Raw genomic sequence first — 24,457 nt, forward strand, 5'->3', positions numbered from 1 at the left:
TGATTAATCATCAAAATCTAAGGTAGATTTATTGTCTTTTGTTCCCTGTTTTTTCTTATCTTGTTCTTTTTTAGGGTCTCCCGAGGCATCGGGTTCATCTTCATAGGTAGAGTTTCCTTTCAGGCGTTTGTATTCGTTACAGTTTAATGTTTCGGATAGGTTTTTGGGTCTTTCAAAGTAGGCGTTTTTGGTTACTCTAAAAGAGATAGCATCGTCTTCTTCGATTTTTTTGAAGAGTTTTCCGAATATAGGCATCGCCATTCTGCCGCCTTGGCCGTAGTCGAGAGATGGAAAATGAACGTTTCTATCGGCGCAGCCCACCCATATTCCGCATGCCAGAAACGGGGTGATTCCTACAAACCAGCCGTCAGAGTGGTTTTGGGTAGTTCCGGTTTTGCCGCCTATATCCATATTGTAGATTTTATACATCCAGCGTAGGCCGCCTGCGGTGCCTTCGTTTACCACGCCGCGTAACATATCTACCATGAGATAAGCCGTCCTTTCTGAAATAGCATCTCTGGTATCAGGTGTAAATTCTTCTAAAACGTTGCCAAACTTGTCTTCAATTCGAGTTACGAATGTTGGCTCTATCCAACGGCCTTTGTTGGCAATGGTAGAGTAGGCAGAGGTAAGTTCTGTAACGTTTAAGTCGGTAGTACCTAAAGCTAATGAGGGCACTGCTTTTAGCGGGGTTTGGATTCCCATATTTCGGGCATATTCAGTAACTACCTGTGGGCCAATAACTTTAATTACTCTTGCGGTAATGATATTAACAGAATTTGCCAATGCTTTTCGGAGTGTCATTTTTCCGCCTACTGATCCGTCTGCATTTTTAGGTATCCAAAGCCCTTCAGGCGTAGGAATTTCTACCGGTTGGTTTAGCTCTTCGGAGCACGGTTCATAGTTGTTGTCAAAAGCGGCAGTATAAACGAAGGGTTTAAAGGTAGAGCCTACTTGCCGTTTTCCTTTTTGAACGTGGTCATATTGAAAAAACTTATGGTCAATACCGCCCACCCAAGCTCGAATTTGTCCGGTACTGGGGTCTATGGCTACTATACCGGTTTCTAAAAAGCGGTTGTAATACTGTAACGAATCCCAGGGTGTCATCATGGTATCAACCATATTATTATCCCTGCTCCATGCAAAGACGCGCATCTTTACACGTTTTTCCTGAAAATTATCTAAAATTTGGTTTTCCGTCCATCTTTGTTGTTTTAGCGTAGCATAACGGCTGCTTTGGCGCATTGCTCGGATGAGTATCATGGAATCTTTATCCCAAGGCTTCTTATCTTTAATAATGTTATCAAAAACAGGTTGTAACTCGGAGAGATGTTCCTGCATAGCTTCTTCAGCATGACGCTGTATTTTTGCGTGGATGGTGGTGTAAACCCTCAACCCTTCGGTGTACATATTGTGGTTATTTTTTTTGCACCATTTAGAAAGCCATTCACGCAGGTGCTCTCTAAAATATGGAGCTAAACCGGTATTATGTGATTCTCTATGGCTGTTTAAAACGACCAAGTCTGTTTTTTGTAGGCTATCAGCTTCTTTTTGGCCGATAAAGCCGTATTTCTGCATTTGGGAGATGACCGTATTCCTTCTGTTTCTGGCTCTATCGGGATATTTAACGGGATTGTAATAGCCGGGGCCTTTTAGTAACCCGACCATGAGAGCGGATTCCTGCATCGTAAGTTCACGGCAGTTTTTGGAAAAATACATAAAACTACCGGCTTGCAGCCCGTAGGAATCACCACCAAAAGAAACGGTATTAAAATATGCCGTCATAATTTCTTCTTTGGTATAACGGCTTTCTAAAATTATGGCAACGATAGCTTCTTTTACTTTTCGGATAAAGGTTCTCTCTCTCCCTACTTCGTCATATAAATTTCTGGCTAACTGCTGGGTTATGGTGCTGCCGCCTCTATCTGTAAAACCCGGTATTAAACGGGAATATAGAATACTGAGAACTCCTCGAAAATCTACGCCTGAGTGCTGATAAAAGCGAATATCTTCCGTAGCCACTAATGCTAACCGAATATTAGCCGGAATCTCATTGATATTTACATTAACACGATGTTCTTTATGATAAATATTTCCTAAAACCTCCCCATCTATGGAAATAACTTGTGTGGATAGGTTTGTTTGTGGGTTTTCTAAGGTGTTTAAGGGCGGCATCTCGATATAGACATACAGCACAAATAAAAAGAACAATCCGGTAATGGCACTTATTCCGTATAAAACTATGGTATTCCAACTTTGCCTATCTCGTTTCATTAAAATATTTTGGAGGTATTTTTTCTTCTGCGTAAAACGCAAAGTTAGGTTTTATGCGTTGAGTAAAAAAAAGATTCGCTAAGATGTTTGATTTTTTTTAAAAATACCGCAATCAATGCTTCGGTAGTTTTAAACTTAAATATATAATTATCAATAAATTAAGTATTTGTAAGTTGGATAAGATGTTGGTTTTAGTATATTTATCTGTGAAAACAATAAACAAAAACCTACATTTATCCGAGGTTAAAAGTAGTCTAATATCGGTGATTTCACAAATGAATGTGCCAATTGGTAAATCAAGGGCAAAATTCATTGTTTCCATCTTTTATCTTTTCCTTGGGGTAAAAAGTAGCTAATAGTGATGATTGTAAAGAGTTAATATTCAGTGGAATTGATTATAGTAAATCATTAAAGAGAATAGTAACTGTAGTGGTCGTTTACACGAAAGGCAAAGATGATAAAATACAGCCATAAGATTTATTTTAGCACAGATTTGAAGCAGTCTTAGTCAAGAATTTGGGAGATTTACCGTCTTCGGCTTCTCAGATTGAGTTTCTGTATAGGGATGCTAAACAGCATTTAGGTCTTAACCACTGTGAAGCAATCAGTTGTTGATAACTTCACACACTAATTGTAACAATATTTTGCCAAAGAAACAACGCTTACTGTTTTCTAAACTACAAACTAAGTATTGATTATTAAAAACCATAATTTTGTGCAATGGTTAGAAAGTTGGCTTACACAATAAGAATATTGTTGGTAGTAGGATTGTTTTTCTCTATAAAGACTGAAATCAATGCACAATCTATTTTTAAAGGTATAACAGATATTCACGGAGGGTGCGGAGTTCGTTCCCTTGACGGTAAATATGTAGTTATGTTGCCATATTCGGCGAACGGTAATATTGTGTTTGCCGTATTAGATTCCACAGGAGATGTTTTAACATCTCCTACCTACCCAATGTGTTCTTGGCCGGCACTTTCTAATAGCCACCGCGAACCCAGAAGAATTATTGCCTTATCAGATACCAGCTTTGTTGGCTTATACTACGATACCGGCATTCGCTGTTTTGGAATTATGCGATTTAAGCCGGGAAATGGAATTTTATATGATATACAAATAGACACAGCCAAAACCTATTACCCCAGCCAAACACAAAATGGCGAAAAAATGCTGATTGATGATAATGGAGATTTATTGGTATTGCTGCCATTAGAAAAATCCATTCTAAGTACTTCCACTGGAGCGCATTTTACTTTGTGCCGCTTTAACCCAAATACCGGAAGTTTAATATCTTCTCGTTGTTATGGGGGCTTAAAGCAAGATCATCCTGCGTCTATGATTCACACACAAGGCAACGGTCTCTTATTAATCGGCTCAACATCACTAGGAATGGTTCCCGGAACGTCAATTGCGCCACAGGGAAGAATTGTTAAATTAGACGCACAAGATTCGGTTCAATGGACACTTATTTTTGTTGATACGAACGCTATAGCAGGAACTTACCCGCAAGCTGCTACTGAATTAGCAAATGGAGATTTTTTGGTGATTGGAAACGCCTATAGTAATCATAGCTTTCTATGCCGAATTTCTAATTCAGGGAATATTATTTGGAGTAAAACCATATCGGGAACGTCTTCCTCGTGGTCAGAAATAGAATTAATTGCTCCTGATAAAATTGTGCTTACCGGAGTTTCTCAGCCAAATGGCTGGGATCCCACAACTACAATAGCTGAATTGGATACTGCCGGTAATTTTATTCGAGGTATGGCCTATGGTACCCAGCAATTTGATTACGGAAAAATCGTTTATAGAAATACCGCTACCGGAACTTATACCTTAATCGGTTATTCTCAGAATGTATTTAGCTCCGGCTTAGATGGAGTTACATTTATTCAAACGGATGCTAACCTTAGTGCCGGATGCCATTCTATCCCGATAACTGTTTCGTCTTCTACTTCCTATACCAAGCAAATGATGAACCCTCAAATGGCACGAATAGAAACAGCGAATACTACCAATATACCGTATCAACGAAGTATCGTTACGTTAACGACCGAAGTGGTATGTGCCGTCTGCATAGCAAATGCAGGGCAAGACCAAAATACTTGCCTGAGTACCGCAACACTTACCGGAAATCAACCAAATGGAAACTCCGGAATATGGACACAAGTAAGTGGCCCCATTACAGTAACAATTCAAAGCCCAAGTGCCGCTACTACCACAATAACCGGAATGACCCAAGCCGGAAACTATGCTTTTGCATGGCATCTGAACGGAACCGGTTGCCAGCAACCTAACGATACAGTTGTTATTCATGTTTCTCCAGTACCCAAACCTTTCATCGGAAATGACACTACGGTTTGTGCCGGCAGCTCTTTTTTGATAGGTGCTCAAACTCTCCCCCCAAATTTAACAATTCGCTGGAAACCAGCAATATACCTAAGTGATTCAACCATTGCTCGCCCAACCTTTACAGGAATAACTCCGCAGCAGTCCTCAATCACACAAACTTATATTATGACTGTTAGTAGCGGTACAAACTGTTTCGCCTCAGATACAATTCAAATCACAATAAATCCGGCAGATAGTGTGTTTTTGCTACAAAAGACTAACCCTAATTGTAATGGAGCGCAAAATGGAGAGTTAGAAGTTAAATTCAATTCTGGAACTATTCCAATTCAATACCAGTGGTCATCCGGTCAAATTGGATCCCATATTACCGGATTACAAGCTGGTAACTATCAAGTTACAGCTACAGATGCAAATGGATGTGTGGCCAAAGCAAGATTTATTTTATCAAACCCACCAAGCATTTCTGCACAAATCCAAGGATTAGCACCCAGTTGCAATCAAAATAACGGTTGGCTAAAAATAGCTTCATTACAAAATGCTACCTTACCTGTTACATATTCATGGAATACCGGCTCAACTGCCGATTCTGTAATGGGGCTAAATGCCGGCTATTACAAAGTAACAATACAAGACATTAAAGGATGTACTTTAACTTGGGATACCACCTTAACGGTGATTTCGCCGTTTAATGTTCAGGTTAATATACGGGAAATTAGTTGCATAGGTGATTCAAATGGGCAAATTTCGCTGAATATCACTCAAGGATTGCCGCCATATACAGTTCAATGGAATAACGGCACAAGCGGAACAGTGCTTTCTAACTTAGCATCAGGTAGTTATAGCTGCACTATTTCAGATGCTACGGGTTGTACTATAAACCGGCAATTCACCTTAAACCCTCCTCCCAAAATAGATACTACCTTTTCCCGCATTATAGCACCAGCTTGTTTTGGTGAGGCAACGGGTAGTATTCGGATAGGCGTAACTGCCGGAACTCGCTCTTTTACAGTAAGATGGCAAGATGGGCAAACAGGACTCTCTCGGCAAAATATACCCGCCGGCACTTATATAGCTACTGTTACCGATACAATGGGATGTCAAAAACGCTTTACCTTTGTAGTCCCTAATGGCGCAAATTTAACCTACACTACTTCTGTTAATCAAATTTCATGCATCGGAGTAAATGATGGTTCTATCACAATTTCGCCTCATGGCGGAACGCCCCCGTATTCATTCCTTTGGAGCAACGGCAGCACACAACCAAGTATTTCTAACCTAAACCAAGGAATATATCGCATAACAATTACCGAAAGTGGGGGATGTTCTAAAAGAGATTCTTTTACTATAAATAACCCAACTCCTTTAATATCCAATGCACAAGTAGTTCCGGTACATTGTACCGAAATTACCAATAATGGATCTATCCATTTATATCCAAGTGGTGCAAATCCACCCATTCGTGTTGTTTGGGAAAATGGGGATACTAATCAGCTTAGGGAGAATTTAACCAACGGCTGGTATCGTTTTACCCTAAGCAACACTCGCGGCTGCACCACCAGAGATTCAATATATGTTCCGGTACTACCGCCACCCAATCCACGTATTTTAACAACTCCGGCATTACCTGCGCAAATGATTTATGGCCAAGAAGTTTCTTTAACCATCCAAAATCCACAAGCACAGTCAATTTATCGTTGGATAATCGGGGATCTAACCTTAGTGGGTAGTAATGTGAGCTTTCGGGCAGAAAGAACCGGCACTTATTCGGTTTCTTTAGAAGCTACGGATTCTTTGGGTTGCCAAACCGTTATACCTTGCGGCATCATTGTTATACAAGCAGACCACCATGTGTATGTACCTACGGGATTTTCTCCTAACGGAGATCAAAAAAATGATACATGGACAATCATTACTACTGGAACCAAGCAATTTGATATTAAGCTCTTTAATCGCTGGGGAATGCTTGTTTTTCATTCTACAGAAACCCAACCGGTATGGGACGGAAAATTAAATGGTGAAGATGCACCGGAAGGCGTTTATGTTTGGTATTATGAATCTACCGGCTTTGATAAGTCTATTAAAGTGGAAACAGGAACTTTAAGCCTTATTCGATAGAAATATCTTTTAATTACGCTGGCATATTGCTTAATTTGCCGCGTTTTTTGAAACAAGTATTATGGCAGGAACAAAAATTAGAATTGAGAATCGTCACTTGCAAGTGCCCAACGACCCGATTATACCTTTTATAGAAGGAGATGGTACAGGGCCGGATATTTGGCGGGCAGCCGTTCGGGTGATGGATGCAGCCGTCGAAAAGGCATACAAAGGATCTAAAAAAATCATCTGGAAAGAAGTACTCGCCGGTGAAAAAGCGTTTAAGCAAACCGGAAATTGGCTGCCGGAAGAAACCCTAAATGAAATCAGAGAGCATTTAGTAGCTATCAAAGGCCCCTTAACTACACCTGTTGGAGGCGGAATCCGCTCTTTAAATGTAGCACTCCGTCAAATCTTAGACTTATATGTATGTTTAAGACCAGTTCAGTATTTTGCAGGAGTTCCCTCCCCAGTAAAACACCCGGAATTGGTGGATATGGTTATTTTTAGAGAAAATACCGAAGATATTTATGCCGGCATAGAGTATTCCGGTGGGTCAGCAGATGCGGCCAAAATGCTTTCTTTTTTAGAAAAAGAATTTCCGAAAGCATTTAATACGATTCGTTTTGGCACACAGGAAAAGGCAGCAGAATATTGGAAACTTGCAGGCATGAATATCCCAACAGAAGTATGTGTAGGAATTGGAATTAAGCCGGTTAGCTATAGCGGAAGCGTTCGTTTGATATACAGTGCAATTCAATATGCGATTGAAAATAACCGCAAGAATGTAACCTTAGTGCACAAAGGAAACATCATGAAGTTTACCGAAGGTTCTTTTCGTGATTGGGGCTACAAAGTAGCCAAAGAGATGTTTGGAGCAGTTGAAATAGACGGTGGCCCTTGGTGTAAAATTCCCGAAGGTATGCCCGGAGCCGGTATCGTTATCAAGGATAGTATTGCTGATATTACGTTGCAACAAGTGCTTACCCGTCCCAATGACTTTGATGTTATCGCAACCTTAAATCTAAATGGAGATTATCTAAGTGATGCATTAGCGGCTCAAGTTGGCGGAATCGGGATAGCACCGGGAGCTAACATAAACTATGTCAGCGGCCATGCTATTTTTGAAGCTACTCATGGAACAGCCCCCAAATACGCCAATCAAGATAAGGTGAATCCGGGTTCTGTCGTTCTCAGCGGCGAAATGATGCTTCGCTATATGGGTTGGAAAGAAGCTGCTGACTTGATTCTCAAAGGATTAAACGGAGCTATCACCAGCAAACGGGTTACCTATGACTTTGAGCGCCTAATGGAAGGAGCTACTCTCGTTAAATGCTCCGAATTTGGTGATGAAATTATCAAAAATATGTAAAGCTATTTTTCTTAGCTTGACATATTCCCAAAACGAAGTCAAAAACTACATTGGCTTCGTTTTGCCTTTTAATAGTTAAGATGGAAAATTTGTTCAAAAAAATCACCGAAACCAGAATCCTGCAACTTGTTCAGGGTTTTCGCTTTTTGGCAAACTTTATCTTGTCTATTATTTTAGCCCGCATTGCTACCCAAAATCAATTACAGCAGTATGAATCAATTACATTATTGATTTCTACCATTAGTTTTTCGGTATTATCGGGAATTTCCACGGCTTTTTTGCCGGAGTTAGTACGTAACAATTCAGCCACGAATTGGAATAATAGCGTTTTGGCTGCCTTAATAGTTAGCTGTGTTTTGGGAATTATTGGTTTAGGATATTCTTTTGTCAAAGAACTTTCGTGGGTAGAATCTGGATTGATTACCGTTATTTTGGTATTTCAGCCGGTTTCAAATCTACTTGAATATCAACTGTTTTTCAAACGATTATTCAAGCAAGTTTTATTTTGGAGCGTGATTTCTGCGGTATCAGTAGTTTTGTTGGGGGGAGTATTATTTGAGTATTGGGGAGTAACTGGATGTTTGAGTTGGATTGCCATACTTGCTTTGCTGCGTTTTGGTGTTGTTTGCAGTTTGCTAACTTTTCCGGTAGAGATTAGTTGGGCACATTTAAGGTATTGGTTTTTATGTTGGTTACCGCTTATTGGCGTTACCTTAGTTGCGGGAATTGCAGATTACATGGACGCTTGGTTGGTACGTTATATCAAAATAGAAGAATTTGTTGGCTACCGTTATGGTGCCAGAGAACTACCTATTTCTACGCTGTTGGCAAATGGTATTTCTCTTTCTTATTCTGCTAAATTAGCAGTAAATCGCAGTAAGTTGGTACTGAATGAGTTAAAAGAAGAAATTCAGCAATTTATTTGGTTGATGTTTGGTATAACGGTATTTTTAATGTTATTCACAAAGCTATTGTTTACATGGGTTTATGGAGATAGGTTTATCAAAGCGTCTGAAATTTTTTTTTGGTATTTATTTTTGTGCATTCCCCGCGGGCTTTTTCCTCAAATTCTATTGATAAGTTACGGTGCTTATCAAGTACAATTTTGGGTTACCTTAATAGAAACGGTTATACATATTGCATTAAGTTGGGTTTTTATTTCGTATTTTGGGCCTGTTGGGGCAGCTTTTTCGGCAATAATTTCCTATAGTTTAGAAAAAGTAATGTTATGGGGAATCTGCCGGCATAGAAATTGGCCTATTAACAGCATAATTCCTATCAAAACTTGGTTGATTACCAGCATCTTAACGATATTTTGGGGAATAATTATTCTTATTTTTTGCTGATTACTTCCTTTTTTACGGAATGATAGGTTTTTAGCTTAGAAATTAAAAGTTATAATTTACTTGATTTTTCGGTAAGAATACTACACAAAAAGCACATAGAATATCAACGCCGGATAAAGTATTGCCAATAATAGCCGAAATCGCTGTAGTTTATAGGTTTTCATATATTCTGCATCATAAATTGAATTTAGAATAATAACGCTGACAAAAGAGAGAAACACCACAAAGAAGGTTAGCCAAAAAAGTAAGTCTGCTCGGGTCAGATAATTACTATTTGGAATCATTTCGCTTAATGAAATACTGAATGCTACAATAGAGAAGAAAATACCGACACTCACCTCTCCAATATTTTCAAAGCTTAAATCTTGGATAAATAGAATAGCGACTCCCACAAACCCGATCAAGATAAGCGGCAAAATAATTTGTAAATAACTGCGTAACGCAACCCGCTCTACAATTAACCGAAAAATAAAGTTTTTAAATTTCTTTAATGTTCCGGGTTTTCCTTGCGGGTCGCCTTTGATACTTTTAGAAATTAAATTATCTATGGTTATGTAGGTTTCAAGTTTATTCCAACCGGATACTTTAAATTTTTCAATAGTTTCTGAATCAAGCATCAATGCACTTTGGTCAAAACTGATTTTTAATCGGTCATCGGGGCTTAATATTTCTATATTAATGGAAAGTTCTTGGGTATCAAAAGGGAAGTCATTCAGCACATAGTCCACATAAAAAATGCCGGAAACGCGGTAAAGCCGGTAAAGAACCCCCTTATCTACATTTTCAATAATCATCTCTCGGGTACTTTCGCTGCTTTTCATATTTTGAAAAGAAATATATTTTTCAACGTCTTCACTGCTGCTATCCATCTTGACCCAGTAATAAAAATCTGCCGTAAAAGAGTTAGAGGCTATGTTTAGGTCATAAATATCCTGAATTTCCATGCCGAAGAGTAAATTGGGGATGATTTCTCGCCGGTTATTCAGTTGCTTAGACATAGAAAGAAGTTTCCCTTGATGATAGCGGCTAAAAAATAGCTCAGGAACTAAAACGCCTTTATTATCAAACGAATAAATATCATTTTCACTGGCTAATGTGCCTCCCCTCAATAACTTAAACTGGTCTTGAATTAATTTCCTGCTGATGTTATCGGTATGTTCATTCAGGATTTTATGGAGTTCTTTATGGTTAGGTATTGACTTTTGGAGGTTCTTCAAGGCATCATTTTTGATGATTGCCTGCCGAATAAAACTCATGGCATCTACACAGCGTTTAACAAACAGGGGAGCATTTACATTGTTAAAAACTTCGGGGTATTTAACCGAAAAATCACTTAAATCACGGTGTACTTTTTGGGACATTGCATCCGTTGGGTTAGTGATTAGAATGAGTTCATTGTTATTTCCAGTCCCAAAGCCTTTGATAGCATCTCCATTAGCAATATAGGCATGGCCGATTAAACGTAAATCATCAAGATTTTTGTCTAAATACTGCAATAACTCATTTCCCCAGTTGCTGTGCACATTGATAACCAATAGTTTCTTTTTTTGTTCAGGATAAGTCGCGTAATATCGTTTGATGTCTTGGGTGATTTTGGCCAAGCTATCTGGGTTTATTGTTTGGGCTGATGAAACACTGAATATTTTGTTTATCAATATATTACGATTTTTAAATGCTTCGTAATAACCCTGTGTTAGGGTGTAGTCTTGTTCGGTGATAAAATTAACGTTGTGTTCTTGCAGCGCATTGTGGATGTAAATAGCGAGGTCTTCTGGTACTTCATCACTATTTCCGGTAAAAATAGAGGCTTGCCCAAAGTCCACATTGTTATGGTCTGCATTCATTGCAATAACGGGTAGTTTATATCGCCGAATAATATCATGGGCAGCACCGATGTGCTTTCCCCAAGTATTATCAATTATGGCAATAATGGTCGTGTCTGCTGCAATCAATTTATAAACACTATCAGCACCGCTGGCTGTACGCTGACAATCAAAGGTCTTTAGCTGCAACTGAACACCCGATAATTCTTTGTTTAATTCTGCAACATATTGCTCTAAAACATATTGATGCAGCACATCAAACTTATTTTTTTCTTGGTCTTTAATAGGGGTTGCGCTATTTGCATCTGTGAATCTACCCACATAAGCAATATATCGTACGGAACTTTTTTTTTCTCCACAACTAAACAGTAAAGTAATTAAAACTGTACTAATCAGGAAAGTACGAACGATTTGAAAAATCATACTTTGTTCGGCAAAGGTACATATTTTGATGCTTGTTTTTAGAACTAAAACAAACATCAATTTTTTTGATAAAAGTAGATATTTCTTTAAGCTAATGAAGTTAGGTATTATTTTTGCGGATAAAACGTAAAAAGTATGCCGTTTCAAAGTGTAATTAGGAAAGTTAATATTTGGGGACTCGTTTTTGCCATAGTTACCGTTTTGATTATGGGCTGTAAAAGCTCAAAAAACGATAATCCGGTTCCTAACAACCTAAATACCACCTATACTCCCGGAACAGGCCGCCTAATTACCCGCATATTTGGGAGAAATGGAAATGGTAATAGCGCCGTTAGGGATGCCACTGTTACGCTCTATATGTCCAACACAGATTTACAAAATGATTATTTTTTGTACGAACTTTTAACCAACGGGTCAGGAGAAGCAGATTTTGGCTTTTTAAATGCCGGAAATTATTATCTATATGTTAGTAAGCGGCTTAATGATAGTTTGTATTCACGGATTGATGTAGTGCAGGTTCAGGAAGCAAAAGATAACATTCGGAATATAAATCTGTATTAGAAATACTGTTTTGTAGAAAGATGTAGCCCTGTTTATAGAAATTCATGGTGCAGATTAAAAGGCTGTTGAGAAAAAATCCAGTGAGTTCTGCGATACTATTTCTATGGATTTTAGGTGGGATAATATCTTTCTTTTTTAGTGAAAAATCACAAATTATTGATTTAGAGAATAGTTTATTGAGACCCGGCCTTGCCGATCATTGGTTGGGTACTGATGACTTGGGGAGAGATGTAGCTGCCGGCATCCTGAATGGAAGTAGATATGCTTGGTTAATAGGGAGTTGTGTTTGTATATTAGCAGGTTTTGGTGGCTTAATTTTGGGTGCTGGAATCGCTTTTATAGAGCGATTCCAACACCGTATCACGATATTTTCAGCCTCGTTTTGGCTCTTTTTAATATGGGTTGGATTTATCATTTATGTAAAAGCTGTTACGCTGTCTTTTTGGGAAAAAATCGGAATTTGGGCAGGATTCTTTATTGGGGGTATCACCTTATTTTCTTTAAAAAAACGGTATCATCCGAGTATTAATTTTTTGAGAAAAGAAATACATTTTCCTGTTAATCAGATATTTAACTTTTTCTTGAGTTTATATGGAGCTATTCCGGCTTTAGTTATAGCATTGCTGTTGAGTGCTATGATTCCAACGGGGGTCATTTCGGTAATTGGTATTTTAACCTTAGTAGCTTGGGTCCCTTTTGCGAGAATAAGCTATTTTACCACCTTACATCAGTTGAATTTACCTTATAGTGAGGTAGTTCAGGTTTTAGGGATACCTAATTACAGGTTCTTTTTGGTTCATTTACTACCCAAAATTTACTTACAATTACTCACACCCTTGATACAAATCTTTGTGTTTTCGATTCTTACGGAAGCTGCTATTTCCTTTTTAGGCTTTGGATTGGCTTCGGAAACGGTAACATGGGGAAGTATGCTATCCTTAGCCAGAGATACTCCAAGTGCTTGGTGGTTAGCTGTTTTTCCGGCAGCAGCCTTAATTAGTTTTGCTGCTCCGGTATTGCATATTGCAGAATATTTTAATGCCGAACCTGAATAAAGTATAACGTCTTGCGAAATCGCTGCTATAAGCAGCGATTTCGCAAGACGTTATACTCGTCAAGGTGAAGTTTTATAGCTGGCAATTATCTTTGCAAGACTTTACCAGACCCTGAAATTGTTTTCTAAATTGACAATTCTGGAGGTAGGTTTTTGCTTTCCTTGGGTAAGTTCTGTTACCTTTTCTTGTAGGTATTTTTGAAGTTCTTCAATGGTTATATTTCCGTTTTGATTGAGGTCGGCAGAGTTATCTTGCAGTCCACGTAATAGAGAATAGGTAAAGACACCGTTATTCCATTCTTTACTTTCCATAGCATATTCAGCACCTCCGGCACTGGATATAACCGTAGCTCCATTTCCCTTACGAAGGTCTGTAAATAACTCCTGCATCAGTTCTATGGAATTTTCTAAGCCAATATGGCTGACCTGCATTCCGGGAGTTGAACGAAACTTGACCTTTCCGGTCTCAACATTTTGAGCAGTTGCTAAGGTAACGTCTTCTTTATCAATTTCTCCGGAGTGGCACGCATCTATCAGGACTAATTTTTGGCGTGCCGGGATTCCATCTAATAATTTGTCTAAGTCATCGTATTTCAGTGCTTTGGCCTTTGGATTGCGAAAATCAATATCGGTAGTAGCTAAAAAGTAATCTAAGGAGTCATCTAAGACACCGTGCCCGGCGTAGAAAAAGATAACATGGTCAGTTATTTTGGTGTTTTCTAATTGTTTACGGATAGCGAGGATTGCACTACGGGTAGCTTTTTCATTTGTAATAATCTGCACTTTAACGGAATCATATTCCTTATTTAGGTTTTTGCCAAAAAGATTCGCTACATCTTGGGCATCTTTGGCGGCATAGGTAAGGTTCATTCTGCTGTCGCTATACTTAGAAACTCCAACGGCAAAAATGTATAAATTGGGTTTCTTGTGGGTAGTGTCATCTTTGGTAATGGTTAAGCTACGGGCCGGAGATTCTACACCAATCTCATTGACCACAGAGACTTCGATTTTGTTTTTTCCGGGGGATAGCGGGATGTAAAAATTATCTGCCCAGTCTGCAACAGCAAATGCAGATAAGCTCAATCCAGCTTTCCCGAACATAGGAACATTATTAACGCGGACGTGCACTCTATCAAGGAGGTATTTTTCGTCGCTGTATTCTACAAATAGTTTGAATGTATCCTTATTTGAAGTCAGCATACGATTAACGTTATCAAAGGCTATTAACGGGGATTCAAAGGATTTCAAACCAAAGGTTTGTTCGGAAAACCCTAATTTTCGGATTCTCTTTTGCCAAATTCTTTTATAGCTATTTTTTAGGTTTTGGTCTCCCAATGGCAGCCTTTCTACGATAATATCCGGCCGGTTATATTGCAAGTCGAATTGCTCTATATCAAAGGTAGAAAGTCCCATCGTAAAGTGCATATTCTGAAGTGCTTTGGTGGAGCCATAGTAATAGTTATCCGGTGTATAAAAGGCAGAATGGCGTACTCTATCACCTTTTCCAAACTGCAAAAATGTTAAAAGTGGTTTATCCTGCTGAATATCCCAATATTCAATTTTACCGGTATATTCAGAATATACGGAAAAATAACGATTATCCAAGGCAACAATTCCTCTGGCAAAGGTAACGGTGTTTAAGGTGTCTGGTTTTGTCCAATTCTGGGGGTTAAAAACGAATAAACGTCCGTTAGGAGTAACCATGAGTAATTTGGAGGCATCAGACATCCAAGAAAGCACTGCTTTATCAGCATTTTCGATAAATTTAACTTTTTTTCCACCGGATATGCTTTCTGCTACCCAGGCGTTGTTTCCTTCATTAGTTGGGTAAACTAACCATTTTCCGTCCGGGCTTATGGATTGGTTTGCATATACCGTAGCTAAGGCTGAAACGGTATTAGAACGCTGTACTTTTAGGTCAGTATAACGAATGGTTGCTAAGATGCCGTCTCCATAAGTGCAGGTAAAAAATTCACCGTTGGCGGTAAAAGTTAGATTAGATATTTTTTTGAGGATTGCCGTTTCCGGTATTTTAAATAAGAGTTTCTCCGTTTTTAATGTATCTTTTTCTATATCATAGATTCGGGCATAAATAGGTATTTCTTTAGCATTTTTATCTTTAATATAACTGCCAATAAGTAAGACATCAGAGGTTGTTTTTGGGTGTACCCCAATAGCTTCACCTTGAAATCCTTTTGTTTTCATAGCATCTACTGTAAGCGGATTAGTGTTCGTAATTATTATTTTTTCATCAGAAGCTAATACAGCAAAGTCTGCTGCTTGAGCTACTGCACCCGAATAAATATTAACCCATTCTTTGCTATAATCTACGTTTGGATAAAGCCAGAAAGCAGACTTCGCTTTTGCCATATCCCACTGGGTGATACCATATTTTGAAAACTGAAGCATCTCTTTACCGGATTGGGTAAAGCACACATATTCAGGTTTTTCTACCGAAATTTGCTCTACGGTGTACCAACCATCATCATTAATAGTGAAAGAATAAGTAGAGGTTCCGGCAGAGAATAGAAGCCGTTGAGTTCCCGGCTGAAACGCCACAGCCTTAGGGTTATCATCAAAGTTAATTAATTTCGTATAGACTTCAACTTTGGGTATATCCACGATGACTACTTTTCCGCCAATAGAAAAGGCAATATATTTTCCGTCACTCGAAAAATCTAAGTCTTGAACATAAGCTGTGCTGTCAAATTCATCCTTAACAGGTGTCCAATAGAGGATTTTTTTGTTTTCTACAAAGTTCCATATCTCTACATATTGTTTTCCGGCAAAAGCTATTAAGTTATTTACGGGGCATAATCGTATTAGCTTACTACCCGGTTGTATATCAGAGATTCCCCTGCCTTTGACAGTATCGTCTGCGGTCAAGGTAACAATAATTCCGAACTTATCCCCTTTTTTTAGTTTGCCATATTCTTTATTGGTTTCCATAACAGCAGCATAATAACTCCCGTTAATATCGCTGGCTAAATAAGAAGCAAAATCTATATTAGCGGGATCGGCTTCATAGTTGCCTTGAAAGTTGCTGTAAAGTATTGCGCCCAAGGACCTACTAAAAACATATAACACTGACTCTGAAGACCCTTCAAATTCTATATAAACAAAGTTGAGTATATCTTTGATGTGTGTATCTAACCGTTTTTCGATATTTCCTGTTTCGGTATTAAACATAAGAAAAACCCCATTTTTTTCAACCGAAACAAGTTTTTTCCCGTTATCAATTAGCTGCGAGTGTATAATTTCTGAATTGTGCCCTGTTAAGGTTCTGATTATTAGGTCGTTGCCTGATTCTCTGATTTGGATGGAATAGTCCTCAGCAGTAACGGAGTAGAATTTTCCTTCTGGGTGAAATTCTATGGATTGGATATTTCGGGCAGGCTCAGTCTGGATGTTCATTTCTACGGGAAAGCGAGTAGTAACTTCTTTATTCAAGCTGCCTACCTGTTTGCCGTTATCGTATTCTGCTCGGTCAATTTCTTGACCATTTTCATCATACCAAATCCAAATACCTTGCCGGCGATTATTTTTGTAATAAGTATCTACTTTCTTTTTTCCGTTAGGGTAGTAGGTGCGGGATTGGCCTTCGCGTTTACCATGACTATAATTATGGATTCCGGAAATATTTCCATTGGAAAAAAAGAAAGTAATTTGCCCTTGTAGGGAGTCATTTAGATAATTACCGTCTAAGGTTTTATTCCCTAATGAATCATAAGTAGAGTAAGGGCCGTTTAGTTTTCCTTTTTCGTAGGTATATGATTCTTGGCGGTTTCCGTTTCGGTAATAAAATGTGATTATTCCGTGTGGTATTTCCGTAGGGCGGTCTTGAATAAAGCCTCCTTCCCACTGTCTTTTACCGTTTAAATAATAATCAGTAACTCGGCCAACCGGAACGTCATCTTTATAGGTAATGATGCGATAATATTCCGCTTGGTCAGCAGTTTTTACTTCGTGAAAACTTGCATCAAATAAAATTGTCCAAGAGCCTTGCCTCCTTCCCTGTGAATCTAATTTATTTGAATTTTTAGGGATATTTTGCGAATATGTAGTTGTAAATAGTAGATAAAAGCAAAATAAAATCCAGTTATATCGCATAAAAATATATTTTTTTCGATGCAAAGATAGTGAAAATAATTATTAAAAAAAACAAAAAAGCACTCAACGTTAGTTGAGTGCTTTACTTAAAAGAAGGAATGTTGATAATTATTCTACAATCAGTTTTTTGGTAATTATTTGGTCTTCAACTTGAAGCATTACATTGTATAGTCCGGGTGTTAGGTTAGCTGTAGAAATGGTCATTTCTTGATAACCACCGGCTTGTGCTCCGGTAAATACAGTTTCTACTAAACGGCCTTGTAAATCGTGTACAGTCAAAGATACACGGCTTGGCTGGTTTAAAGTATAGGTGATTTTGGATGCACTATTGGCCGGATTGGGATATAGGTCAAATTTGCCGAAAGCTAAAAGGTTGTCTAAGGCAGTAGGTAACAAAACAGCTACCCGATAGCCTGCTGTTTGTGGGTAAGGCATTGTTCCAAAGGGAGTTTGAAGGGTTACAGAAAGGTCTATACGAACGGAATCTGAAATTTGGTTTACCTGAGTGGGGGTACCTACAATACGTACACACCCGATTGGGCCAACACTCGGGAAAGCAGGGCTTGGTAAAAAGGTAGAATCCGGTGTGAGTTGAGCCTGAAGACCAACCGGAACATTTGAAATACCGGTAACTTTCACACTTGTAATAGTAGCCGTAAGCGGATTGGTAATTTGTTTCGTAAAAACAAAATACAGAACAGTATCTACGGGGCTGTTTTGGTACGTATCAAGCTGCGGAGAAGGATTGGTACATACGGCTCCTCCGGGAGGAATAGAGCAGACAGCACCACTGGGTGTACAAACTTGAGCAAAACTGTGGGAAATAAACCCCATCAGAACAACTGCGGCAAATAAACTTTTTTTCATTGTAAGTAAGTGATTAATGTTTTGTTAAATGTTTTGCAAAAATAGGTGTTTTTCCCGTATTTCAAAATAGTTTGGATTTTTAGGGTAAAATGTTCTAATTGATGGCACAGGATATTCGGGTGTAATAAACGGGATGTACTCTTTACTGGATAAATTATTGAAGTATGCCGCGGGTTTTAGTACCTTTGCAAAAAGATGACATAGCTGCATGAATCAAGAGGGAATAGAGATATTGGTGTGTAATGATGACGGAATTTTTGCGCCGGGTTTGCAGGCGTTGGTAGCAGCAGTTTCATCTTTTGGTAAAGTTCATATAGTAGCTCCCGATAAGCCGCAGAGCGGAATGGGGCACGCAATAACGGTTGGCCATCCCCTGAGATTTACACCCCGAACTTTACCCGGAACCAAACTAATCGGCTATGCTGGAAGCGGAACTCCCGTAGATTGCGTTAAATGGGCAATCGGAGTACTTCTAAAACATAAACCAGACTTAATCGTATCCGGCATTAACCATGGATATAATTCTTCTATATCAGTGGTTTATTCGGGAACGATGTCAGCAGCCTTAGAGGGTTGTGTATTAGGTGTACCTTCAATAGGTTTTTCCTTAGGAGACCATAGCGAAGATGCGGATTTTTCTTCCTGCGGGGAAATTATCCACTCGGTTGTTTCGGCAGTGCTTAAAAATGGGCTGATTGCCGGAACATTGCTAAACGTAAACATTCCCCCTGTTTCATATTCTCAATTAGCCGGAATTAAAGTTACCCGCCAAGCTGTAGGCCGCTGGGTAGAGGAGTTTGATACCCGAATTGACCCGCAAGGAAAACCCTATTACTGGCTTGGAGGAAAGTTTTTATTAGATGATGAAGGCGAAGATACTGACGAATGGGCAGTCAGCCATAACTATGTATCCGTTTGCCCTGTGATGTATGATATGACCGACCATAACCGAATTGCTGCATTAAACCGCTGGCACTTAACGCTCCCTAAACTTACTAACGCATGAATCTTACACGACTGTTGATTGTCTTGATGGCACTATCCGCAATTTCTTGCCGCACGGATATACCCGTACCTAAGCCGGAAGGATTTCACCGATTAGAACTTCCCAAACATGAATATACTCCTTATAGTGATTCAAACTGCCCGTTTGCTTTTGACTTGCCGGTATATGCAGTACCTAATATGCGCAAACCGGATTCCTGCTGGGTAAATTTTCACTTAAAACCGTTAAACTGTTATTGGCATCTTACATACAAAGACTTACGCTCCGCAAAGATAACTCATCAGGCTGCATACGAAGACTATCGCCGCCTGATTTACAAACATTCTCAACAGGCAACTGAAATTACCGAAACAATATTAAAAACCCAACATGGAAGCGGAGTCCTTTTTCAGATATATGGAAATGTACCCACTTCGGCTCAAGTATTCTTCTCAGATTCAAGTAAAAACGCCATTATGATGTCTTTTTATTTTAATACCGCCCTAAAAAATGACTCTTTATCTCCAATCATTGAATTTGTAAAAGAAGATATGCGGCACGCAATAGAATCATTAACGTGGAAAAAATAGCCTAATTATGTTAGAAACGATATTAAAATATTGGAAGATTATAGAACTACATGGAACACAGAATGTTAGTTCAAAACAGTTAGTTAATCAGCTTCGCGCAACCAATAGTTTCATAGCAGCCATATTTGCGTTTTTTGTAGCCATATTTTTTATTGGTTTTTATGACGTTCGTTGCCTTTATATCAATATCATAGCTATTGCTGCATTATCAGTAGTTTTCCTCTATAATTCAGCTAAAACCAATAATTACATTAGGTTTCTTTTGGTCGCAATTATTTGTTTGTGGACAATCAGCACCGCATCCATTATGATTAACCACAACAGCCCGGATGCCAAAATCGTTTATACACAATTAGCGTTATTGATTCCCCTAAGCCTAAGTTTATTTGCATTTCACGAAATATTCAAGATGCTGATTGTTATCGGCATGATTGTAGTATGTTTTTTTGCCTATGAAAGCGTTGCAATATTGGTCGAAGAACAAAAAGAATTTGTAATCGGAGATTCTATTTTAATCAAATTAGTAAATTCTTTTTCTTTATGTCTTATTCCGTTTATCTCAATATACAATATTTATTTACAGTCGGTTGTATTACTTCAAGATAAACTGCAAAAAGCGGAATCCGAAAAAAACAGCTTAGATAAAATCGTAAAAGAAAATAAAACAGCTCTTAAAAACTTAGAATTACAGATTAAAGGTCTTCAAGATTCGTTACAAAATAGTTTGTCAGATACCAAAACCTATGTTTCTGTATTGGATAATTTAACGGTTGTTTCTTTTCAGGCAATTATAGGTGAAGATAAAAGTATTAAGCTAACCTATATCAGTGGTAGTTGTTTTACGGTGTTTGGCTTTCCGAGCCAAGACTTAATTTCATTACCGTTACATTTAACCTTAAGGGTGCACCCCGAAGATGCTAATTCTTTTCAAATGATGATAGAAGGAGCATTAGAAACGGGTGAATTATTCTGGCAAGGTCGCTTGAGGTTACGTTCCGGTATGTATCGTTGGTTTAAAATCCAAGGGGGCTATTTTCCTGAAGTATCCGGCGGAACATGGCTGGGGAGTTTTACAGATGTTCATGAAGAAGTTTTACAGAGAGAACAAGATGAACTTAGAATAGAAACAGATTCTTTATTAGTACGTTATTCAAACGAACTGCTGGTTCAAGAAAACCAAGATCCTGTCTTGTGGGGTAGAAAACTCTTTGAAGAACTGTCTAAGGATTTCTCGATTTTATACGGAACATTATATCTTCCAAATGTTAGAAATACCCATTTTCAATTTTTGGTAGGCTTCGGCGTTGATGAAAAAAGTGTACCGGCTGAATATCCCATAGGAACCGGCACCATCGGAACAGTTGCCCAAAATAAAAGAATTACTTTCTGGAAAGTTAGTGAAGCATATCAATATGCACTCAACACGGCTCTGATAGTTCCCCAATCCATTATTGTTATACCACTTATTTTTAACTTTGAAACGCAGGGTATCATAGAGTTACATACCCATTTTCGGGTTGATGAAAATAACTACTTAAAATTAGATCGTTTAAGTAATAGCATAGCAGCTTCATTGATAAGTCTAAGAACGCAACTTCGTGTAAATGAGCTACTATTAGAAACACAAAAATCTGCGGACACTATTTCGGCTCAGAAAGAAACCCTATCTACCAGTTTAACAGAATTAGAATTAGCCCAAACAGACCTATTCGTATCCAAACAACGCCTTGAGCAGCAGTTGAATGCAATTATAGCTCAAGCGATATATGCAGAATTTAACTTTGCACAACGCCTTGTTCGCTATAATCATCAATTTTGCCAAGACCTCGGTTATACAGAAGATGACGTTAAGGAAAAATTCTTTGATAGCTTTGAATTTCGTAAAGCAGAAACTACGGACGAAATGCTGGAACTTTGGCCTAAATTGCTGTCCGGCGAAAGAATTGAAGGGCAGTTCACTATCGCTAAAAAACTATCCGGTAAAATCTGGTGCACCGGCAGTATTTATCCCCTAACAGATACCACCAATCAGGTAAACGGAGCAGTACTGATAGCTACTAACAAAACAGATGAACACGAAAAAGAACTAAAACTCAATGAACAAGAACGCCTCTTAGATACCCAGCAACAACAAATCCACCTAACCCAAAAAGGCTTATCTGATTTACAAAAATCTTTATCAGAGCAAGAAACGAAACTACTCAACTTAATCAATAGTACCGAAGACCTAATTTACGCAATAGACCCTAACTACACTTTGATTACGGGGAATCATTCGTTTGAAAAATACTTTGAACAACGAATAGAAATGCCTTTTGTGCCCAATAACCCTGTTTGGCAGTCCCACAATATTGATGAATGTGATTACTGGAAAGAACTCTACTGGAACGCACTCAATGGCACAACTTCCAAAACAAACCAAAGAGAAACAATCCAAGATAAAACACTTTATTTTGAAACAGTTATAAACCCAATACGCGATAGTAATGAGGAGATTATAGGGGCGGTAATATTTCGTAGAAATATTACCGAAAGAAAAGAAGCAGAGCTAAAACTCAAACGCAGCGAATCTCACCTGAGGCGGCTAAAAGACAACTTGGAATCTATGGTTAAAGAGCGTACCCAAGAATTAGAAGCCACTATCAATGACCTAACCTCCACAAAATCCCAGTTAGTACTTTCTGAAAAGATGGCAGCCTTAGGCCAGTTAGTGGCAGGCGTTGCCCACGAAATCAACACACCAATTGGCGCAATCCAAGCATCATCCCAGATTTTTCAAGAAATACTGCCAGAAACAGTTTCCAGAATAACAGACTTCTGCTCCTTTGCAAACAAAGACATTCTCACTCTCTTGCAAGAATTTCTAACACAGTTAGTTACCACCAAAAACAATGTTTCCTCAAAAGAATCCCGAAGAATTCGGAAACAGTATATGGAGCAGCTTCGAGAGGCCGGCTTTGGTGAAAACCAATCCGAAGAAATTGCCACTACGATAACAGATATTGGCTTTTTTCAAGACATAACTCCCTATTTTTCCTTATGGGTTGAACCAGTATCTCAGCATACCTTAGAATTATGCCGATGCTTCGGACAAATGAAACAAAGTGCCGATAATATCCAAATAGCCAGCGTCAAAACACGCAAAACAGCCCAAGCACTAAAAAATTATTCCCACAGCAGCAATTCGTCCGAACCGCAATGGGTTGATTTGCAAGAAAATATCGAAACTATTTTAATCCTATACCAAAACCAGCTAAAGTATAACTATGAATTGGTCGTAAATCTGGAACACGTTCCGCCAATTATGGGAATAGCTGACGAACTTGGGCAGGTCTGGACGAATATTATCCAAAATGCAATCCACGCGATGCCAAACGGAGGAAAAATCCAAATAGACTTATTACCCCAAGAAAATTCTATAACAGTGAAAATAACCGACAGTGGTTCCGGAATACCTCCCGAAAATATTGAAAAAATATTCCAAAAATTCTTTACCACCAAAGAACGGGGTGTAGGAACGGGACTTGGGTTGGATATTTGTGGCCAAATCATTCAAAATCACGGCGGCACTATCTCTGTTCAAAGTGAACCCGGAAACACTTGTTTTACAATATCTTTACCCATAAAAACACCCTACTCGAACCAAACTCTTTAAGTAAGATGCAGATTTACACATTTACACCGGAGTTTTGGAAAGATTTTGAACTGTTAGATGTCGGCAAAGGAGAAAAATTAGAGAGCTGGGGTAAAATGGTCATTCGCCGGCCAGAGCCCCAAGCCGTCTGGGATAAATTATGGACTGATGAACAATGGGATAAACAAACCCAGATTTCCTATAAATCCAAATCTGCTCATGCCGGAATCTGGTTGAAAAAAAACAACCAATTACCGGATAAATGGCGAATTAACTACCAATCAAAACTCCTGCGTTTATCTTTTCAACTTAGCCTAACAGCATTTAAACACATAGGCTTATTTCCGGAACAGGCTGATAATTGGGAGTTTATAGCAGAAACTTGCCAAAAAATCCCCCATGCTAAGGTCTTGAATCTTTTTGCCTATACCGGCGGTGCAACCTTAGCTGCCGCCCAACAAGGAGCTAACGTAACCCACTTAGACGCAATCAAACAAGTCGTTTCTTGGGCAAAAGAAAACGCAGCGATTAATAAGATAGACAATATTCGTTGGATAGTTGATGACGCATTGAAGTTTATCAAACGAGAAATTTCTCGTGGGCAAAAATATCATGGGATTTTATTAGACCCGCCGGCCTTCGGGCACGGCACACAAGGAGAACTCTGGAAATTAGCAGAACATATTAACGAACTAATGCAATTAACGGCTCAGTTACTATTGCCACCGCCTCATTTTGTGCTGCTAAATGTTTATTCGCTGGGCTTTTCCCCTATAATTCTCTCTAATTTAATGAATGCTCATTTCGCCGTTAATTCGGAAAACCTAAAAATAGGAGAGTTATATTTACCGATTCGTGCAGCTAAACCTTATTCATTACCTTTGGGAGTAGTTGCTCGATACTATCAACCATAATTTGATATTTCAAAAAAACTTGTACTTTTGCACTTAGGATTTAGCTAAAATTTGG

At 38.7% G+C, this 24,457-nt stretch carries 13 protein-coding genes; 9 read left to right on the forward strand and 4 right to left on the reverse strand.

Annotated features, from left to right (window positions below):
- Positions 1–3: 3 nt before the first annotated feature.
- Positions 4–2,274 (reverse strand): penicillin-binding protein, encoded by a 2,271-nt coding sequence (locus LC115_10885; protein MCZ2357168.1) that lies wholly within the window; start codon positions 2,272–2,274, stop codon positions 4–6.
- A gap of 720 nt (positions 2,275–2,994) precedes the next feature.
- Here LC115_10885 and LC115_10890 point away from each other — a divergent pair.
- The 3 genes from LC115_10890 to LC115_10900 all read left to right on the forward strand — a co-directional run bounded on the left by LC115_10890 (position 2,995) and on the right by LC115_10900 (position 9,441).
- Positions 2,995–6,744: a gliding motility-associated C-terminal domain-containing protein gene (locus tag LC115_10890; GenBank protein MCZ2357169.1), complete on the forward strand. Its 3,750-nt coding sequence runs from the start codon at positions 2,995–2,997 to the stop codon at positions 6,742–6,744.
- A gap of 61 nt (positions 6,745–6,805) precedes the next feature.
- Positions 6,806–8,095 (forward strand): NADP-dependent isocitrate dehydrogenase, encoded by a 1,290-nt coding sequence (gene icd / locus LC115_10895; protein MCZ2357170.1) that lies wholly within the window; start codon positions 6,806–6,808, stop codon positions 8,093–8,095.
- A gap of 80 nt (positions 8,096–8,175) precedes the next feature.
- The gene (locus LC115_10900; protein MCZ2357171.1) at positions 8,176–9,441 is read left to right on the forward strand and encodes a hypothetical protein; all 1,266 of its coding nucleotides are present in this window, start codon (positions 8,176–8,178) and stop codon (positions 9,439–9,441) included.
- An 80-nt stretch (positions 9,442–9,521) separates the two neighbouring features.
- Here the strand turns inward: LC115_10900 and LC115_10905 are convergent, their stop codons facing one another.
- Positions 9,522–11,687, reverse strand: coding sequence for a hypothetical protein (locus LC115_10905; GenBank protein MCZ2357172.1), 2,166 nt, complete (start codon positions 11,685–11,687; stop codon positions 9,522–9,524).
- A gap of 135 nt (positions 11,688–11,822) precedes the next feature.
- Between LC115_10905 and LC115_10910 the strand changes: the two genes are divergently transcribed.
- Both LC115_10910 and LC115_10915 read left to right on the forward strand, forming a co-directional pair.
- Positions 11,823–12,248, forward strand: a complete 426-nt coding sequence (locus LC115_10910) for a hypothetical protein (protein MCZ2357173.1) — start codon at positions 11,823–11,825, stop codon at positions 12,246–12,248.
- Positions 12,249–12,292: 44 nt separating this feature from the next.
- The gene (locus LC115_10915; GenBank protein MCZ2357174.1) at positions 12,293–13,303 is read left to right on the forward strand and encodes an ABC transporter permease subunit; all 1,011 of its coding nucleotides are present in this window, start codon (positions 12,293–12,295) and stop codon (positions 13,301–13,303) included.
- A 101-nt stretch (positions 13,304–13,404) separates the two neighbouring features.
- On the opposite strand, the gene LC115_10920 is transcribed toward LC115_10915, so the two are convergent.
- Positions 13,405–17,412, reverse strand: coding sequence for a caspase family protein (locus tag LC115_10920; protein MCZ2357175.1), 4,008 nt, complete (start codon positions 17,410–17,412; stop codon positions 13,405–13,407).
- 108 nt (positions 17,413–17,520) lie between these two features.
- Positions 17,521–18,279: a T9SS type A sorting domain-containing protein gene (locus tag LC115_10925; GenBank protein MCZ2357176.1), complete on the reverse strand. Its 759-nt coding sequence runs from the start codon at positions 18,277–18,279 to the stop codon at positions 17,521–17,523.
- Positions 18,280–18,487: 208 nt separating this feature from the next.
- On the opposite strand from LC115_10925, the gene surE reads away from it, so the two are divergent.
- The 4 genes from surE to LC115_10945 are packed head-to-tail and all read left to right on the forward strand — an operon-like array spanning position 18,488 to position 24,402.
- Entirely contained in the window at positions 18,488–19,285 is a 798-nt protein-coding gene (surE, locus tag LC115_10930; GenBank protein MCZ2357177.1) for a 5'/3'-nucleotidase SurE, read from the forward strand.
- Entirely contained in the window at positions 19,282–19,854 is a 573-nt protein-coding gene (locus tag LC115_10935) for a hypothetical protein (protein ID MCZ2357178.1), read from the forward strand. The genes surE and LC115_10935 overlap by 4 nt, the downstream gene beginning before the upstream one ends.
- 7 nt (positions 19,855–19,861) lie before the next feature.
- A complete protein-coding gene (locus LC115_10940) occupies positions 19,862–23,509 on the forward strand; it encodes a PAS domain S-box protein (protein ID MCZ2357179.1) in 3,648 nt (1,215 codons plus the stop codon).
- A gap of 5 nt (positions 23,510–23,514) precedes the next feature.
- Positions 23,515–24,402, forward strand: a complete 888-nt coding sequence (locus LC115_10945) for a class I SAM-dependent methyltransferase (protein MCZ2357180.1) — start codon at positions 23,515–23,517, stop codon at positions 24,400–24,402.
- Positions 24,403–24,457 lie beyond the last annotated feature (55 nt).

The sequence above is a fragment of the Bacteroidia bacterium genome, from assembly GCA_026932145.1.
Taxonomy (GTDB): Bacteria; Bacteroidota; Bacteroidia; order J057; family JAIXKT01; genus JAIXKT01.

Excerpts from the sequence above, each read along its gene's own strand:
- LC115_10890 (MCZ2357169.1), top strand. The coding sequence starts at position 2,995 with ATGGTTAGAAAGTTGGCTTACACAATAAGAATATTGTTGGTAGTAGGA.
- icd (MCZ2357170.1), top strand. The coding sequence starts at position 6,806 with ATGGCAGGAACAAAAATTAGAATTGAGAATCGTCACTTGCAAGTGCCC.
- LC115_10945 (MCZ2357180.1), top strand. The coding sequence starts at position 23,515 with ATGCAGATTTACACATTTACACCGGAGTTTTGGAAAGATTTTGAACTG.
- LC115_10905 (MCZ2357172.1), bottom strand. The coding sequence starts at position 11,687 with ATGATTTTTCAAATCGTTCGTACTTTCCTGATTAGTACAGTTTTAATT.
- LC115_10940 (MCZ2357179.1), top strand. The coding sequence starts at position 19,862 with ATGTTAGAAACGATATTAAAATATTGGAAGATTATAGAACTACATGGA.
- LC115_10885 (MCZ2357168.1), bottom strand. The coding sequence starts at position 2,274 with ATGAAACGAGATAGGCAAAGTTGGAATACCATAGTTTTATACGGAATA.
- LC115_10935 (MCZ2357178.1), top strand. The coding sequence starts at position 19,282 with ATGAATCTTACACGACTGTTGATTGTCTTGATGGCACTATCCGCAATT.
- LC115_10925 (MCZ2357176.1), bottom strand. The coding sequence starts at position 18,279 with ATGAAAAAAAGTTTATTTGCCGCAGTTGTTCTGATGGGGTTTATTTCC.
- LC115_10920 (MCZ2357175.1), bottom strand. The coding sequence starts at position 17,412 with ATGCGATATAACTGGATTTTATTTTGCTTTTATCTACTATTTACAACT.
- LC115_10915 (MCZ2357174.1), top strand. The coding sequence starts at position 12,293 with ATGGTGCAGATTAAAAGGCTGTTGAGAAAAAATCCAGTGAGTTCTGCG.
- surE (MCZ2357177.1), top strand. The coding sequence starts at position 18,488 with ATGAATCAAGAGGGAATAGAGATATTGGTGTGTAATGATGACGGAATT.
- LC115_10910 (MCZ2357173.1), top strand. The coding sequence starts at position 11,823 with ATGCCGTTTCAAAGTGTAATTAGGAAAGTTAATATTTGGGGACTCGTT.
- LC115_10900 (MCZ2357171.1), top strand. The coding sequence starts at position 8,176 with ATGGAAAATTTGTTCAAAAAAATCACCGAAACCAGAATCCTGCAACTT.